At 47.3% G+C, this 18,099-nt stretch carries 7 protein-coding genes; 5 read left to right on the forward strand and 2 right to left on the reverse strand.

The features are described from left to right. Window positions 1-2: 2 nt before the first annotated feature. From H8K33_RS11615 to H8K33_RS11635, 5 genes are all read left to right on the forward strand, one after another. Window positions 3-7,187, forward strand: a complete 7,185-nt coding sequence (locus H8K33_RS11615; RefSeq protein ID WP_186891200.1) for an Ig-like domain-containing protein — start codon at window positions 3-5, stop codon at window positions 7,185-7,187. A 354-nt stretch (window positions 7,188-7,541) separates the two neighbouring features. Beyond that, a complete protein-coding gene (locus H8K33_RS11620) occupies window positions 7,542-8,105 on the forward strand; it encodes a PepSY domain-containing protein (protein WP_186891201.1) in 564 nt (187 codons plus the stop codon). A gap of 100 nt (window positions 8,106-8,205) precedes the next feature. Continuing rightward, window positions 8,206-8,826, forward strand: coding sequence for a response regulator (locus tag H8K33_RS11625; protein ID WP_186891202.1), 621 nt, complete (start codon window positions 8,206-8,208; stop codon window positions 8,824-8,826). Next, window positions 8,827-10,599, forward strand: a complete 1,773-nt coding sequence (locus tag H8K33_RS11630; protein ID WP_186891203.1) for an ATP-binding response regulator — start codon at window positions 8,827-8,829, stop codon at window positions 10,597-10,599. Between the two features lie 361 nt (window positions 10,600-10,960). After that, the gene (locus H8K33_RS11635; protein WP_186891204.1) at window positions 10,961-16,015 is read left to right on the forward strand and encodes an Ig-like domain-containing protein; all 5,055 of its coding nucleotides are present in this window, start codon (window positions 10,961-10,963) and stop codon (window positions 16,013-16,015) included. Window positions 16,016-16,090: 75 nt separating this feature from the next. Here H8K33_RS11635 and H8K33_RS11640 read toward each other — a convergent pair whose 3' ends face one another. Both H8K33_RS11640 and H8K33_RS11645 read right to left on the reverse strand, forming a co-directional pair. After that, entirely contained in the window at window positions 16,091-16,882 is a 792-nt protein-coding gene (locus H8K33_RS11640) for a TIGR00266 family protein (protein WP_186891205.1), read from the reverse strand. Window positions 16,883-17,026: 144 nt separating this feature from the next. Beyond that, window positions 17,027-18,091, reverse strand: a complete 1,065-nt coding sequence (locus H8K33_RS11645; RefSeq protein WP_186891206.1) for an acyltransferase family protein — start codon at window positions 18,089-18,091, stop codon at window positions 17,027-17,029. Window positions 18,092-18,099: the final 8 nt, after the last annotated feature.

Genomic DNA, 18,099 nt, shown 5'->3' on the forward strand with positions numbered 1-18,099 from the left:
AAATGAAACTAGAATCTCAAGCGACAACAGAAATGACTCTGGCAAATAGCGTGCAATTGGCAGTGATTGACACCCGCCTGAAAGACTATCAACAGATCATCGCAGCCTTATCGCCTACGATGACAATAGTCTTAATAGATAGCGCTAGCGATGGCTTGGCAGAGATCGCTGCAACTCTAGCGCAATATCCTGCGGTGACGGCATTACATTTATTTTCTCATGCCAGTCCAGCAAGTTTACAACTAGGTTCCAGCTACTTAAATTCAAGCACCATTACCACCGCCACATCACTGGCGATGTTAAAAACGATAGGTAGCAGCTTAGTGAAGGATGGCATGATCTTGGTGTATGGTTGCGACCTCGCCGATGGTAGTAGTGGACAAAATTTCGTCAGTCAGTTTGCATCTGCAACAGGAGTCACGGTTGGCGCGTCGTCCAATACCACAGGTGCAATTGCCTTGGGTGGCGATTGGCAAATGGAAGTGTTCGCTTCGCCAAACGGTCAATTTTTAGCGACCCACGCAGGCATACAAAATGCCACACATGCAGTTGCGCTCAGTCTCAGTGACTATCAACAAAGTCTGGCAGGAATAATCACTGCTAGCAATGAAGAAGCGATTGCAACCGGTAACGATTACATCCACACCACACCAGGAACTACTCAGCTCGCGATGCTTGGTGCAGTCGAATTAGATAATGGCAGCCGTGTCGTATTACAAGCCAATAACAAAGCCGACTATTATGGTATGGCGAATTTGGACTATCTGAGTGTCGTTATCGTCGATACCCTAGGCAACACATCCACGATAGCACTGACTGGCACCGTTGCCACGGTCGTCAATAATAATGGCGGCACGAATAATAATAGCAACAGCATACAAACCAATGATGCAGCATCGATTGTCGCTTTACGCAATGGTGGTTTCGTCGTGTCCTCGTATTCCAATGATGGTTACGGCATCCAAATGTACAACAATGCCGGCGTTTCGCAATCGATTACCGCACCTATCGGCTTCACCAGCTCGGTCAATCCATCCGCTAAAGTCTTAGCCAGCAACGATGGCGGCTTTGTATTGTTATGGACAGTTCTCGACACCAATACCAATGCGGTATCGCTAGAATTCCAGCGCTACACTTCTGCTGGTGCCATTTCAGGTGCGCGTTACTCTGAAGCATTCGCCAGCACTAGCCCAGTTGTGCAGAATGCTGCCATTGATATGCATGGCAATATCGCTGTCCCTATCAGTAGTAACGATGTTTATACGCCTAGCCAAGTGAAGTTATGGAATGCTTCCGATGTTGCAGTTGGAATCTACAATACAGCGTATTACCAATCTGCCGCAGTGATCGCGCCGATGTACGGCGGCGGTTTCGATTTGTTTGGCAACGACATCGTTGCTGGTGTCGGCAATACCGCCAGTTCTTACTACGTACAAACCTTGGGTGCAGATGGCAGTCTTGGCTTAACAGTCGCGAGTACGATTCCCGTCGCTAACTTACGCGCAGTCGAACTCTCCTTATCTGGTGACTATCTGGCGGTGGGTGGTAGCACCGACACCGCCAAACTTGGTTATTTTGTTGACGGTTTCAATCCTAGTGCGGGAACCACAACACAGTCGATCGCAGACGCCGACAAAGTTGCCAGCATACCAAGTCTTTCGGAGGACGGTAATATCACCAGTGCTTGGATTACTGGCTCGGTTACCAACGCAAATGGCCTAGTCACCAGTGGCGCAGTTTCGGTGGTGACCTATGGCTCAGCGTTCACTATTCCAGTTGACTACCCGCCGACCATCGCAGGAACTTTCACGACTAGTGGCGCATTGACCGATAAAACCAACATCCTACCGTTCGCCAATTTGACCGTGAGTGATGTCGACTCGGTGACAGGTAAAGTTACCATTACCTACAACGCAGCCAACGGTAGTTTAAGTGGAACGGGACTAAGCGGCACGGCGGGTAACTACGTGTTGGAACTATCGACCACCTCATTGACCACCCTCAATACCGAGCTACGCGCACTAGTTTTCACACCGACAGAAAATCAAATCGTACCAAACAGCACGGTACAAACGACCTTCACCTTAACTCCTGGTGATGGCGTTCGTGATGGCCGCGCAAACACAGCAACCAATGCGATTGCGACCTCAATCAATGATGCCCCAAGCATCAATAACAATAGCAGTGCCGCAAGCGCGACTGCCAATGCGGCAGAAAATCAAACCGCGGTGATGACATTCACAACCGCAGATCCCGATGTCGGACAAACCATTACCTATTCAAAATCAGGTGCAGACGCGGCCTTATTCAATATTCATCCGACCACAGGTGTGTTAACTTTTATTACCGCGCCTAATTTTGAAAGCCCAAGCGATGCGGGTGGAAATAATGTCTACGATGTGACTATCACGGCGTCCGATGGACTTGCCTCCGATAGTCAAGCGATTGCCGTGACTGTGACCAACGTCAACGAGCATCCTGTGATTACGAGTAATGGTGGCGGCAGCAGTGGCAGCACCAGCGCTGCAGAAAATCAACTAGCGGTAACAACAGTAACCGCAAACGACGTCGATGCCGCGACCACACTCACTTACAGCGTATCAGGTACAGATGCCGCATTGTTTGATATCAACGCATCCAATGGCACGTTGACGTTTAAGACCACACCAAATTTCGAAACGCCTGCCGACAACGGTGGCAACAACATTTACGATGTGATTGTGACCGCATCAGATGGCAGCTTGACAGACACACAAACGCTGGCAATCACTGTCACCAATGTTAATGATGCACCCACGATTGTGGGATTATCCGCAGCAGATAATCAATCTGTATTGGCCAGTGCATCGGCGATATTAATTGACCTCGCAAGCGTGGCCACAGTCACGGATGAAGATAATGCCAATTTTAATGGCGGCAGTTTGACCGTAGCATTCGGCTCAGGACGTCAAGTTGGCGATAGTGTGGCCATTCGCACCGGCTCCGGTGTAACACTCTCGAATAACATGGCCGTTGCAAGTTCGATCACCATAGGCGGACAAGTGATTGGCAGCATCGCTACTGGCGGCACAGGTGCGGGAAGTGACAACCTGATTATCAATTTCAATGCGCAAGCAACGCCCGCACGTATTTCTACACTATTGCAAAATATTACTTTTGATGCCACCGATATTAAAGCAGATCGCGTTTTAAATATTCAAGTGAATGATGGTGCTGCTAACTCGAACACGGCAAGCCTGACAATTAGTGTCACGACCAATCCAAGCGTTGCTATCAGTACCAATGCAGGGCCGTTAAAAGCGGGCGATACTGCGCTCATCCAATTCCAATTTAGCGAAGCACCAGTTGGCTTCACCGACAGCGATATCAGTGTCAGTGGCGGTACCATCAGCGATCTGATGGTCGATGGTGTTGACGATACACTCTATACGGCATTGTTCACACCAACAGCAGATACGCAAAGTCTGAGTGGTAGTGTCAGTATTGGTGCAGGCACATTCACCAATGCCGACACTGAGGTTAACCTAGCAAGTACCCCGAACGCAGCTTTGACTGGCGATACACTCCCACCTAGCGTAACTAGTATCGTCCGGGCTGCAAGCGATCCGACAAACGCCACCAGTGTCAGTTTCACTGTCACCTTTGCTGAAAGTGTCACTGGTGTTGGCACCTCGGATTTTAGCTTGACCACGAATGGTGGTGCAGCCGGAAACATCGCCTCAGTGAGCGGCAGCGGTACGACTTACACCGTGACTGTGAATAGCCTAACAGGTGAAGGCACCTTGCGCTTAGATTTGAACGGCAGTTTGACTGGCATTGTTGATTCTCTCACCAATCCTATCGCAGGAGGCTTTAGCGGTGGACAAAGTTACAGCTTTGACCGTACCGCACCTGCCGTCAACACCATCACGCGTGCACAAAGCGACAACACCAATGCCAGCATTCTCACTTTTGATGTGGTGTTCAGCGAAAATATCAGCAATGTCGATATCGGTGATTTTGCATTGAACAGGACAGGTAGTGCCAACGGTACCATCTCCGCAATCAGCGGCAGCGGTAGTACCTATACAGTCACAGTCAGTGGTGTGACTGGTGTAGGTACCCTAGGTTTAGACTTGAACAGCGCTGGCACAGGAATAATCGATAGTGCGAGCAATGCGATCACTGCAGGATTTACTGCTGGTCAGACCTATACCGTGGATCGCGTAACGCCTAGCGTTAGCAGCATTGTTCCAGCAGGCTCCGCGAGCACAAATGGGACGTCTAGTTCTTACACGGTGACATTCAGTGAAAATGTCAGTGGCGTTGATATTTCTGACTTTACGATCACAAGCACCAACTCAGCAACGGCCAATGTCGCGTCGATTTCAGGTAGCGGTAATGTGTACACCATCGTTGTCGATAACATCGACGGTGACGGTACTTTGCGATTGGATTTACAGTCCTCAGGCACTGGGATTATCGATACATTTGGCAATCCGATCAGTGCGGGCTTTACCAGTGGTTCTGTCATCACAGTTGACCGCATAGCGCCAACGTTGGCTTTGCCAATCGCGATCAGTGACAATGCATTAATCATCGATGAAACCTCGACAATTACCTTCACGTTCTCTGAACCAATCACTGGTTTGACTACTGATGATATAAACGTTGAAAACGGAATGATTGATGGTTTAGCCTCATCCAATGGCGGTCTAACTTGGACAGGCACATTGACACCGTCAAGCAACATAACGGATGTCAACAATACCATCACGCTCACACTAAGTGGCGTTACAGACTTAGCAGGTAATTCTGGCAGCGGCACTACTACCAGTCCTAACTACCAAATTGATACTACCCGCCCGATTTTAGCTTCGGCAATCACCATTTCTGACACCGCACTGAAGATTGGTGATACAGCTTTAGTTACCTTTAACTTTTCCGAGGCAGTTGCGAATTTCACGACCACCGATGTTCTCAGCCCGAACGGCATATTATCGAATTTAGTTACTACTGACAGTGGTTTAACGTGGACAGCAACACTAACACCAAATACGACCACTGATTATCTCAACAACTTAACTCTCGACTACAGCGGTATCACCGATCTAGCTGGCAATGCGGGTAGTGGAACGGCAACCTCATCTAATTATGTGGTTGATACAGACCGACCAGTATTGGCAAGTGCGATTACCATTTCTGATACGGCCTTAAAAATCGGCGACACTGCGCTAGTAAGTTTTGTGTTTAGCGAAGCTGTCAATAACTTCACAACGACTGATGTGAATGTCGACAACGCCACGCTATCAAATTTAATTAGCGCAGATGGCGGCATCACTTGGACTGCGAACCTAAACGCATCAGCAAATACCACTGATAGCATCAACAGTTTAACGCTCAATCTCAGCGCGCTCACAGACTTGGCAGGCAATGCTGGTAGCGGAAATTCCAGCGGTCCCAACTACAGTATTGACACAACTCGGCCAGGTGTATCCGGCAACATGAGTTTTTCCGACGCAGCCCTAAGAATCGGAGAGACGTCGACGATGACCATTAATTTCACCGAAGCGGTCGTTAATCTTGATGCGAGTGATTTCAATTTCAGCAGCGGTAGTCTTTCGAACTTTGTCTCCAGTAATGGAGGCCTCACATGGACGGCTACCGTCACGCCAAATAGCAATGTCAATGCCGCCAGCAACAGCATCACATTGAATCACGCAGGCTTCAATGATCTGGCGGGGAATGCGGGTAGCGGCAGCACGACTAGTTCTTCCTTTGCTATCGATACACTGCGACCCAGTGCCACCATTACTCTTTCAGACAGCAATCTGGGTCTTAGTGACAGTGCTATCGTCACTATCACTTTTAATGAAGCCGTGACTAGTTTTAATAATGCCGATATCACCTTGCCCGTGACAGCTCCGCTTGGCGCATTATCACCTGTGAATTCTATCGATGGTGGCAGAACCTGGACAGCGACCTTCACTCCACCATTCGGGGTGTTCGATTTAAGCAATCAAATCAGCGTTGATACCTCTGCTGTGCTTGATCTTGCTGGCAATAGCGGACTTGGCTTCAATAGTTCGGCAAATTTTGTAATCGATACCATCAATACACTGCCAACTATTGGCGGTGCGCTTGCCGCACAAGCTACCAATAATCAAACTCGCATACAACCATTTACCGCAATTACCGTCACTGATCCGGATATTGGGGCATTAGAAACAGCGACCATCACGCTCGATACGCCTGCCAAAGGTAGTTTCACCAGTAATTCACTCGCACTGAGCGGTTTTTATACCAATGATGGTGGACTCTCTTATCTGCATGACCCTGTCACTCCCGCTGCAATGCAAGCCGCTATACGTGCTTTAGTGTTTGAACCGAATCCCAACCGTTTAGCTGTCAATGCGAGTGAAACCACCGTCTTCACTATTGTCGTGCGTGATGAACATGCGGGAACCGCTAGCAATAATGCGACAACGGTCATCACTACTGCCGTCAATCTGCCTCCAACGAATATCTTGCTGTCGGATGCAAGTGTTGCACAGTCAGAAGGTGCAAATGCGACAGTGGGGATCTTGTCAGCGGTGGATAATAATCTTGGCGATATTCACACTTTTACTCTGGGCGCCGCTAATGCTGCGAACGACAATGCGAAATTTACGATCGTTGGCAATAGTCTCAAGGTGATTAATCCTGCCTTGATGGCAGAACGCGATTACATGGTCTCGGTGCAAGTGACTGATGCCAATGGCTTGAGTTTCTTTAAAAATCTCACGCTCCATTTAGATGATGATGTTGTTCCTTACATCACTTCTATCGAAACACTGCGCTCGGCTCGCCCAACCGTCACAACGGGTAGTTATATTGTGAAGTTTAACGAGTCTGTCACCGGCGTTACCCTAGATGATTTCTTCCTCACTTCCAACGATGGGACCACCGCCAATCTGAGTTCTATTATTGCACTAAGTGGTGGCGCTTATCGCGTATATATGAATCAGATTTCCGGCACTGGCAATCTGGCATTGAACTTGAAATCCTCTGGTACGGGTATTAGTGATTTGTTTGGAAATAGCTTGCCTGCCGTGCCACCAGCGCCACAACAGTTGTCACTACTCTCCACTGATAATATCGCTATTGACTTCGTCGCCACCAATGATTTACTCATGGGTATTCAACAACAAGAGCATTTTTGGATGTAAAGAGCGATCACTACGGCGCGGTCATACATTTGACCGCGTCGCAACGCAGTATTTAACCTAGCTTCATGTCAAGGCTACTGAAGTCATCACTCCCAATTCAATCAATCTGCCATACAATAGCCTACCCTCAAAAATAGGCGCGATATCCTCTTATGCTTATCCGCAGGAACTTTTCAAGTATCGACAAATCTGACGCAGTCAACCAGATTCAACTTATCACAGCAATCGTTGAATACGTTCAGTCGAGATCATGCTACTGAAAATGCCAGCCCGATGTCGATCACTCCTATATACGATTAAAGTAAAAGCATGCTTCCTTCCACTCAAAACAACCATAGTGCTCAAGACTACCGTGTGCAAAAAAAAGCTGCTGCGTCACTGAAATTTGCTAAATTTTCTCGCAAAATACATAAATGGTCAGGAATCATCTTAGTTCTGTTTGCCGTAATTATTTCAATTAGCGGCAGTTTTATCGCGTTTAAATCTCACCTAGAATATCTTCAGCCAAGTAGCAAAAGCGGAGCTGCAGGCGACATCAACACGATAATTTCTGCATCAAATGTCGTTAGCATTATTCTTGCGCTACAACTTCCCGAGGCTCAACAGGTTACCGACATCAACCGTATAGAGTTGCGCCCAAACAAGCGTATGTACAAAGTTCGTCTAGAAGCAAAAGATAATTGGAGCTCACCCCGAGAAATCCAAATCGATGCAGTTACCGGCGCTGTTCTGAATGTTGGATTACGTGGCGACCAACTGTGGTCTGATATTCACAGCTTTGCTGTATTTGGAGAATTCACCAAACTCTTCGTGATGAGTATGACAGGCCTATCTTTACTCTGGCTTAGTTTGACGGGTTTCTATTTGTTTTTCTATCCAATTTGGTTCAAAGCACACAAACGACAACATCCAACTTAATAGCGCCGAGAATGGAAAATAGGTACCGCTGCGATGCAAGCATTTAATCGACTACAATTTCTGTCGACCAACTTTGTTCTGATTCGATAAATTAAATTACATGGCAAACAAAACTATTCTACTGATTGATGACCATAGTTTATTCCGTAGCGGACTAAGAGCATTAATTAGCCATAGTTTAACGAGCGTCGAAATAGTAGAATCAGATTCTCTTGAAGATGCCTTACGCGTGCAAAATCCAGTACTAGCGTTGATTTTATTAGACGTAAAACTACAGGGTTTGAATGGACTAGAGGGCGCAATACTTTTAAAACGAAAATGGCCTGAAACACCCATCATTGTAATTTCAGCAGATAATTCTTTGGAGACCTTACAACTCGCGCAGGAGAAAGGTGCACGATATTTCATACCAAAAACAAGCTCTGCCGATGACATTTTGCGCATTATTACTAAAGCGTTAAACGAACCTGAAACACAATTAACAAAGGTACCAAAAGAATTCGGACTGAAGTCAACAAGCCACAAGCAATTACTCACCCCCAGGCAATACGAAGTATTGGATTTGGTTTGCAAAGGGCTTTCCAATAAAATGATCGCCCGCCAACTCGATCTATCAGAAAATACTGTACGTTGTCACGTTCAAGTATTGCTGGCAGCATTAAACGCATCAAATCGTGCTGAAGCCGCATTCACCGCACGTCGCATGGGATTAATCGCATAAATGCTGAATGCTTACGATCCCGTCGAAAAAAAAATCCGCATAGAACTACAATTATTATTAATGCGCAACTTGGGCAGCTCAATGCTACCGGGGATATTGGTTGCACTTGTACTGTTCTTCACCTTAAAAAATGAACACAATGTAATTGGACTCAGCATCTGGTGCATCGCCGTCACCTTATCGAAGTTAATCGATGTTTATGATGCAAAACGTTTTATCCAACAAGGTATCAATCCAGATCAGATCGTCAGCGTACAAAAGCGTCTGATGATATTACATGCAATTGACGGAGCCGTGTGGGGTGCGCTGGCTTGGCTAGCTTTGCAGACCGCGACGACGGCAGGAAGCGTGTTGATATTGGCGGTATTGGCTGGAATTGCCGCCAACTCGATGTCAATTTTATCGCCGGTGCTACCAGCATTTGCACTCTTTCTTTTGTTTGAACTCGGCTCTATGGTGTATGCGGTTATTACACTCAACGATCCTGCATATTGGGCTATCGGCATCGCGGTCGGAATGTACGCGATTACCCTGATGGGTCAGGCCTACAATACGTCGAGAACTGCGCGGGCATCAATACAATTGCGCTTTGAAAATTTGGATTTGATTGAACAGTTAAATTTAGCAAAGAAAAATGCTGAACAAGCACAAGCTGCCGCTGAACGCGCTAACGTCGAGAAATCGCATTTCTTGGCCGCTGCCAGCCATGATTTACGCCAACCAATTCATGCGCAAGGTTTGTTTCTAGAAGTCTTACAGTCAACCAAACTATCGGAATCTCAACGCGAGCTTGTACAAAGCATCTGTGCAGCTGCGAATGCAACGACAGAAATGCTGCATACCTTGCTCGACTACTCACGCATCGAAGCGGGCGTTGTCGAGACTCATATACGACCATTTCGCTTACAAAATTTATTGAGTAAAATCGAAAATGAACTGGCACCGCAAGCCTATATAAAGGGCTTAGTTTATCGTTCACCGGAAACGCATTATGTGATCAATTCTGATCCGGCGTTGGTAGAAATGGTGATCAGGAATCTGGTCAGCAATGCGATTCGCTACACATCAAAAGGTGGCGTACTGATCGTGGCAAGAAAGAAAGAGTCCGAAGTCAGTCTCGAGGTATGGGACAGCGGGATCGGTATCGACAAATCATCATTCGAAGACATTTTCAAAGAATTCCAACAATTAGGAAACAGCGAGCGTGATCGTCAAAAAGGCTTAGGTTTGGGGCTCTCGATTGTTCAAAAGATGATCAACATACTAGGTCTAGAATTACAACTAGCATCACGCCTCGGCAGCGGTAGCGTATTTAAAATTCGATTACCACTGACTTCCGTGACAGTGCTTGAAGATGAAAAAGATACGCCACAATTCATTACACACACACTCAAAGCACGAATTTTGGTCGTCGACGATGACACCATCGTACGCCAAGCAATGGCCTCTCTATTGAATGAGTGGGGTTGTGATTGTGATCTTGCTGCATCGCTTGACGAAGCCACCGCACTTGCTGAAACCAATGTTCCTGACCTGATTATCAGCGATTACCGTTTGCGCGATCACTGCAAAGGAACTGAGGTCATTCAAGCGGTGCGAACGCTCTGCAACGCCGACATTCCTGCCATTTTGGTGACTGGCGATACCGCACCAGTTCGCTTACGTGAAGCAAGTACATCAGCACTGCCATTGCTGCATAAGCCTGTCTCCCCTTCTCAACTATATGCACAGCTCTCACTAATGCTTGCTCAGACAAAGCAACAGATGCGATAGAAAACTTCAGGTATCGCCATACCAAACTCTTTTCACTGTCATCAAATTCGGTTCGACTCACAACCGTTTTAAGCGAAGCCTGTCAATAGGCATACACCCATCGCTAGTCTAATTAGACTATAGACAATTCCTACTCACAGACAGCATAGTTGCTAACTATTTGATCTCGTAAAAACTTTGTAAATGTGAAGCCTTGTTTGCTCATGCTATGGAACACTTTGGAAGCAAAGATTTGATCTGAGAAAGCTGTTTTGCCAATAAAGGCTTACTTGTATTACCAATTGATTGCCAATTCATCACCAACACGATATCGGCAAACTACCTGATTCATATCCCATTTGTTTTAAGTGAAAAGATCGCTATGACCACGCTGCACGTATCACCATTTAATCTATTTTCCGCGAACTTCAACAAAACATCAGGATTAACTCAAGAAAATAAACAAGCATCAGTGACAGCCAGCGAACTGCTCTTACCAGTGCAATCGCACGCATCTACAAATTCCATCGTATTTATCGATAGCCGCCTTCCTGATTTCGAACAATTGCTTGCTGCGGTACCAGTTGGCACCACCGTAGTCATCCTCGACAAAACGCAAGATGGTCTGCAACAAATTGCAGCGGCATTAAAGGACTACCAAAACCTCGACTCGATATCGATTATCTCGCACGGCGCTGATGGCTTACTTTTATTGGGAAATGCGGCTTTACATGAATCAAATCTGGCTAACTATCAAAGTGAATTAGACGTCATCAATAACGCGTTAAACGCAAGCGGCGACTTACTACTGTATGGCTGTAATGTTGCAGCGGGCATTAAGGGACAAAATTTCATTCAAGCACTTGCGCTTGCTACCAATGCAGATATCGCAGCGTCGACAAACGATACAGGTACAGCTGAACGCGGCGGAGATTGGATTTTAGAGATATCCACTGGCAGCATCGACAGCAAACAAAGCTTCATCAACACAGAACAAATCATCGATTGGAATCACCTCGCAGCGACGCTATCCGCTTCCGATCTGGCCAGCTTGCAAGCGGCGATGGCAATGGCGAATGCCAATGGCCTTGATGACACCTTGACTTTAACTGGCGATATTCTCTTTACTGCCAATAACAACACCATCAACATCGCAGCAGACTCAGGGCACAGCATCACTATCATCGGTAGCAAAAACAATAGTGGCGGCACAGTCACCATTGATGGCGGAAATCTAACACGGGTATTTAACGTAGCCAGCGGAGCCAAAGCTAGCTTAGAAAACTTGGTGATCACTAATGGTTTGGCTGCGGGGAACGGTGGCGATAACACAGGAAATGTAGAAGGACCAGGCAGAGCTGGTTTTGATGGTTCGGGTGGGGGGATATACAACGCTGGTGAACTCGTCATCAACAACAGTACGGTTACGGCAAATAAAGCGTCCGGCGGTGGTGGCACTGGTGGAGGTTATCCACGAGGCGGTGGCGGCGGTGGCGGTGGCGGCTTTGGTGATGGTCTAGGTGGTATCGGTGGTAAAGACAGAGTCGGTGAAATGCCGACTTCACCAAGTCCCGGCCATGGCGGCAATGGCTCTGGCACAAATGGTGGTCAGCGTGGCGGCTTTGGTGGCAGCGATACAGGAGGTGCCGGCGGTGGCGCAACCGTCATGTTTCTCGGTCCATCCTATACCGTCGGTGGCGCTGGTGCGACGGCCAATAATGGCACAATGTCCATCGGTGGCGGTGGCGGTGGAAGCGGCGGAATTTATGTCGGTGGTGCTGGAGGGAGTGCTGTTGGCGGCATCTTTAACAGCGGCACTTTAAAAATCACTAACAGCACAATTTCAAATAATATTGCAGCTGGCGGCGGTGGCGGTGGCGGTGCGGCAGCCAACTATTCAGGCACTGGCAACGGCGGTGCTGGGGGGAAAGGTATAGGTGGGATCTGGTCCACAGGCACGCTATTGATGGATGCCGCATCGGTCACTACACTTAGTACTGGTAACAAAGGCGTTGGTGGTCTTGGCGGAACCATTGCCAGTTTAGGTGATGCACAAGGTGTCAATGGTATTAGCATTAACGGCATACTCGGTACCGTCACACCCTACAGTACACCAGCGACGGTCAGTATCAATTTATCTCAAACCACACTCAAAGCAGGCGACACCCAAGGGCTAACATTTACATTTTCCGAAGCGGTCACCGACTTTGGAAGTGCGGACATTTATATTGCGAATGGTGTGCTGTCAGGTTTACAAACAAGCGACAACATCACTTACACCGCTATCTTTACACCGAATGCTCATTTTGAAAGCGCTAACAACCAGATTTCGGTCAACTTGGCGGGCACCTATAATTCAACCAATACACCCGGCGTCGGCATCACTCACAGTAGCAATTTCGTTGTCGATACCAAGCTGCCCACACTGAGTATCAATAGCAGTAACACCAACCTCAAGGCAGGTGAAACAGCAACCATTACTTTCAATTTTAGTGAAGCAGCCACGGGTTTTGCTGCTAATGACGTTGCGGTTACTGGAGGGATTTTAAGTAACTTCGGTGGCTCAGGCAGCAGCTATTCAGCGACCTTCACGCCAACTGCAGGCACCAACCAGGGATCAGCGAATCTCAGTGTTGTATCTGGAAGCTACACAGATGCGGTAGGCAATAGCAGTGCTGCTGGTAGTAGCCTCGCACTTGCTTTTGATACCAGCACACCAACTATCTCTAGCGTTAGCGTCCCAACAAATGCCACATATGCGCTCGGTCAACATCTGGATTTTACGGTTAATTTTAATGAGACTGTCGTTGTCACCGGACTTCCTTCAATACCTGTAACGCTCGACTCAGGTGGCACCGTCAATGCGACTTATCTGAGTGGAAGCAATTCATCCGCATTAACCTTCCGCTACACCATCGCCAATGGCAACACGGATACAAACGGCATTACGCTAGGCACAAGTATCGCTGCCAATGGTGGCAATATCACTGATGTCGCAGGCAATAACGCGACCCTGACTTTAAACAGTGTAGGAAGCACCGTAGGAATATTGGTCGATGGTGTTGCTCCCAGTGTGCTGAGTATCAATCGTGTTTCATCGACACCAACCAATGCGAGCACTGTCGATTTTCAAATTACTTTCTCAGAAAATATCGCCAATGGTGGCGTGAGCCTGGGCGATTTTGCACTCTTTGGCACAGGAACGGCGAACGGTAATATTGCAAGCGTCTTTGGATCCAACAGCACTTGGACTGTTCGCGTAGATAGCATCAGCGGCGACGGCACTTTGAGATTAGATTTAAAGAGTTCAGGAACCGGCATCACAGATAGTGCTGGCAATGCAATAGCGGGTGGGTACACAAGCGGGCAGATCTACACGATCGATCGCGTTATGCCGATGGTCAGCAGCATTGCACCTACAGACCTAGTTAGCACCAACGCAGCTTCTTGCTCATTTACGGTTACCTTTAGTGAAAATGTCTCTGGTGTTGATATCACTGATTTTGTTGTCACAGCTACCAACACGGCGTCAGCCAGCATCGCCTCCATTGCTGGTTCCGGAAAGATCTACACAGTTGTCCTCAACAACGTAGCTGGTGACGGTAATTTACGCCTAGATTTGAAATCCTCTGGAACTAACATCGTCGATATGCAGGGCAACACAATAAGTACAGGCTTCACTAACGGTAGCACGATAGCAGTCGATCGTATCGCCCCGACTCTCGCGAATCCAATCGAGATCAGTGACACGGTTCTGAAAATTGGTGACGCCTCGACGATGACCATTAATTTCACCGAAGCGGTCGTTAATCTTGATGCGAGTGATTTCAATTTCAGCAGCGGTAGTCTTTCGAACTTTGTCTCCAGTAATGGAGGCCTCACATGGACGGCTACCGTCACGCCAAATAGCAATGTCAATGCCGCCAGCAACAGCATCACATTGAATCACGCAGGCTTCAATGATCTGGCGGGGAATGCGGGTAGCGGCAGCACGACTAGTTCTTCCTTTGCTATCGATACACTGCGACCCAGTGCCACCATTACTCTTTCAGACAGCAATCTGGGTCTTAGTGACAGTGCTATCGTCACTATCACTTTTAATGAAGCCGTGACTAGTTTTAATAATGCCGATATCACCTTGCCCGTGACAGCTCCGCTTGGCGCATTATCACCTGTGAATTCTATCGATGGTGGCAGAACCTGGACAGCGACCTTCACTCCACCATTCGGGGTGTTCGATTTAAGCAATCAAATCAGCGTTGATACCTCTGCTGTGCTTGATCTTGCTGGCAATAGCGGACTTGGCTTCAATAGTTCGGCAAATTTTGTAATCGATACCATCAATACACTGCCAACTATTGGCGGTGCGCTTGCCGCACAAGCTACCAATAATCAAACTCGCATACAACCATTTACCGCAATTACCGTCACTGATCCGGATATTGGGGCATTAGAAACAGCGACCATCACGCTCGATACGCCTGCCAAAGGTAGTTTCACCAGTAATTCACTCGCACTGAGCGGTTTTTATACCAATGATGGTGGACTCTCTTATCTGCATGACCCTGTCACTCCCGCTGCAATGCAAGCCGCTATACGTGCTTTAGTGTTTGAACCGAATCCCAACCGTTTAGCTGTCAATGCGAGTGAAACCACCGTCTTCACTATTGTCGTGCGTGATGAACATGCGGGACCCGCTAGCACTAATGCGACAACGGTCATCACTACTGCCGTCAATCTGCCTCCAACGAATATCTTGCTGTCGGATGCAAGTGTTGCACAGTCAGAAGGTGCAAATGCGACAGTGGGGATCTTGTCAGCGGTGGATAATAATCTTGGCGATATTCACACTTTTACTCTGGGCGCCGCTAATGCTGCGAACGACAATGCGAAATTTACGATCGTTGGCAATAGTCTCAAGGTGATTAATCCTGCCTTGATGGCAGAACGCGATTACATGGTCTCGGTGCAAGTGACTGATGCCAATGGCTTGAGTTTCTTTAAAAATCTCACGCTCCATTTAGATGATGATGTTGTTCCTTACATCACTTCTATCGAAACACTGCGCTCGGCTCGCCCAACCGTCACAACGGGTAGTTATATTGTGAAGTTTAACGAGTCTGTCACCGGCGTTACCCTAGATGATTTCTTCCTCACTTCCAACGATGGGACCACCGCCAATCTGAGTTCTATTATTGCACTAAGTGGTGGCGCTTATCGCGTATATATGAATCAGATTTCCGGCACTGGCAATCTGGCATTGAACTTGAAATCCTCTGGTACGGGTATTAGTGATTTGTTTGGAAATAGCTTGCCTGCCGTGCCACCAGCGCCACAACAGTTGTCACTACTCTCCACTGATAATATCGCTATTGACTTCGTCGCCACCAATGATTTACTCATGGGTATTCAACAACTTCCAACTAACTTCATGTGATAGTGCAATCGTGAAGTAATAAAAAAAACGGGAGGCGAGGCTTCGACTTCGTCCCCCGCTTTTCAAATCGATCGACTAGTTACGCTCAAATAAATTACCCAGCCCACCCAATACAGACCCCTCTTCTCCACCGCGACTACCACCGATTTTAGAAGCCCCGACGATACGGTTCGCCATGCGCGCCAACGGTAAAGACTGCAACCAAACGCGGCCAGGGCCACGCAGTGTAGTAAAGAAAATCCCTTCACCGCCAAACAAAGCTGTCTTCACTCCACCAACGAATTGGATATCGTAATCGACGTTGCTCGTAAACGCGACCACGCAACCGGTATCGACGCGTAAGGTTTCTCCTGGTTGTAAATCTTTCGCGATCAATGCGCCACCTGCATGTACAAAAGCGAGACCGTCACCTTCAAGTTTCTGCAAAATAAAACCTTCACCGCCGAAGAAGCCAGCTCCTAGGCGCTTTTGAAATGCAATGCCCAAAGACACGCCTTTCGCAGCACATAAAAAAGCATCCTTCTGACACAAAATCGTTCCACCTAATTGATCCAGATGCATAGGAATAATTCTGCCGGGATAAGGCGCACCAAATGCGACTTTACGTTTGCTATTACCTTGATTTGAGTAAACGGTGGTGAACAAAGATTCACCAGTAATTAGGCGTTTACCCGCACCTAACAATGAGCCAAAGATACCGCCTTGCGAACCAGAACCATCACCAAAAATGGTTTCCATCTGAATCTGGTCTTCCATGTAAAACATAGAACCAGCTTCACCGACCACAGCTTCGCGCGGATCAAGTTCGATCTCTACGAATTGCATGTCGTCGCCAAAAATTTGATAATCGATTACATCCATTGCCATGATAGTTCCCTCATCGTTATATGAAAAAATTCCTGCGAACAATTGATGATCTCGCAGAAAGTGCTATGCATTTTAACCAGAATTGACTGGTGATATCAGAAAAATACCCGGTAAAAGATTTTCTGTAATACCGAAGTGGCTTCGCTAGAGAAATCGCTTACGCAATTGCAAAGCTGGTTGTTCAAGCCAATGCCAAGAACAAATCGCCAGTATAAAAGTCAAACTACCTGCGGTGAAGATTAGTCCAAAAACACTCCAATCAGGAGCGCTCAAAACCAGCGCTTGTTGAATGGGAAATGCATACAAGTACACGCCATAAGAATAATCACCAAATCGATTATACGAACGTAGTTTTCCTGCCGGAATATACGCGAAATAAAACAAGCAATACGGTAGTGCGAGGTAATAAAGCATCAAAAAATGATGTCCGCTAATCGCCAAAGCGATCATCGCTAATGCCGCAATGATGCCCATCAATTTAGCGGACATCCGGATCTGATGACGCAGCAAATAAAAAGAAGTGCCAACAAAAAAGAACCATGCGAAGCGCAACAACTGCTTATGTTCAAGCACATAGAATCGATCTGTGATCCACAGACCAATCGCCAAACCACCAAGACCTGCGATCAAAGCAAGCGAAGCGCTCAGCACTTTTCGCGCATAGGCATAAACGATCCAACTCGAGAGCAGTAATACGTACATGCTCAGTTCATAAATCATGCTCCATAACGAACCGTTCACGACGCCGCGCAGACGATTCGATTCAAACAGGCCGGGCAAATAAAATTCAACGCCAGACATCAGAACGAAATTCTTCCAAAGATAACGCCAAGTTTGTGGTTCATTCAAATAGGTCGTTGATTCAAATCGGGTAAAAATCGCGCCGAGCACAAATACCGTCAGCAATAACATCACCCACAGTGCAGGAAAAATTCGCAGCACACGGGCGCGCAAATAGTCACCAACATCTTGTGTGCGAATCAAACTAGCACCAACCAAAAATCCGCTTGCGATAAAAAAAACATCAACCGCCATTGCCCCTAAATTCTTACCAACACTGGCAGCAAAAGGCTCAGGTTGACCGAGCATGGCAAAGCTATGACTGATTAAGACGGCGAAGGCCGCTAGCAAGCGTAATAAATTAAAATTATTGTCTTTACCGACCGCGAGGTCGCCCAGCGTAGGAGAGGAAGAAAGAAACTTCAGCACATCAAATT

This window comes from Affinundibacterium amnicola (assembly GCF_014284275.1).
Classification (GTDB): Bacteria; Pseudomonadota; Gammaproteobacteria; order Burkholderiales; family Burkholderiaceae_D; genus Undibacterium; species Undibacterium amnicola.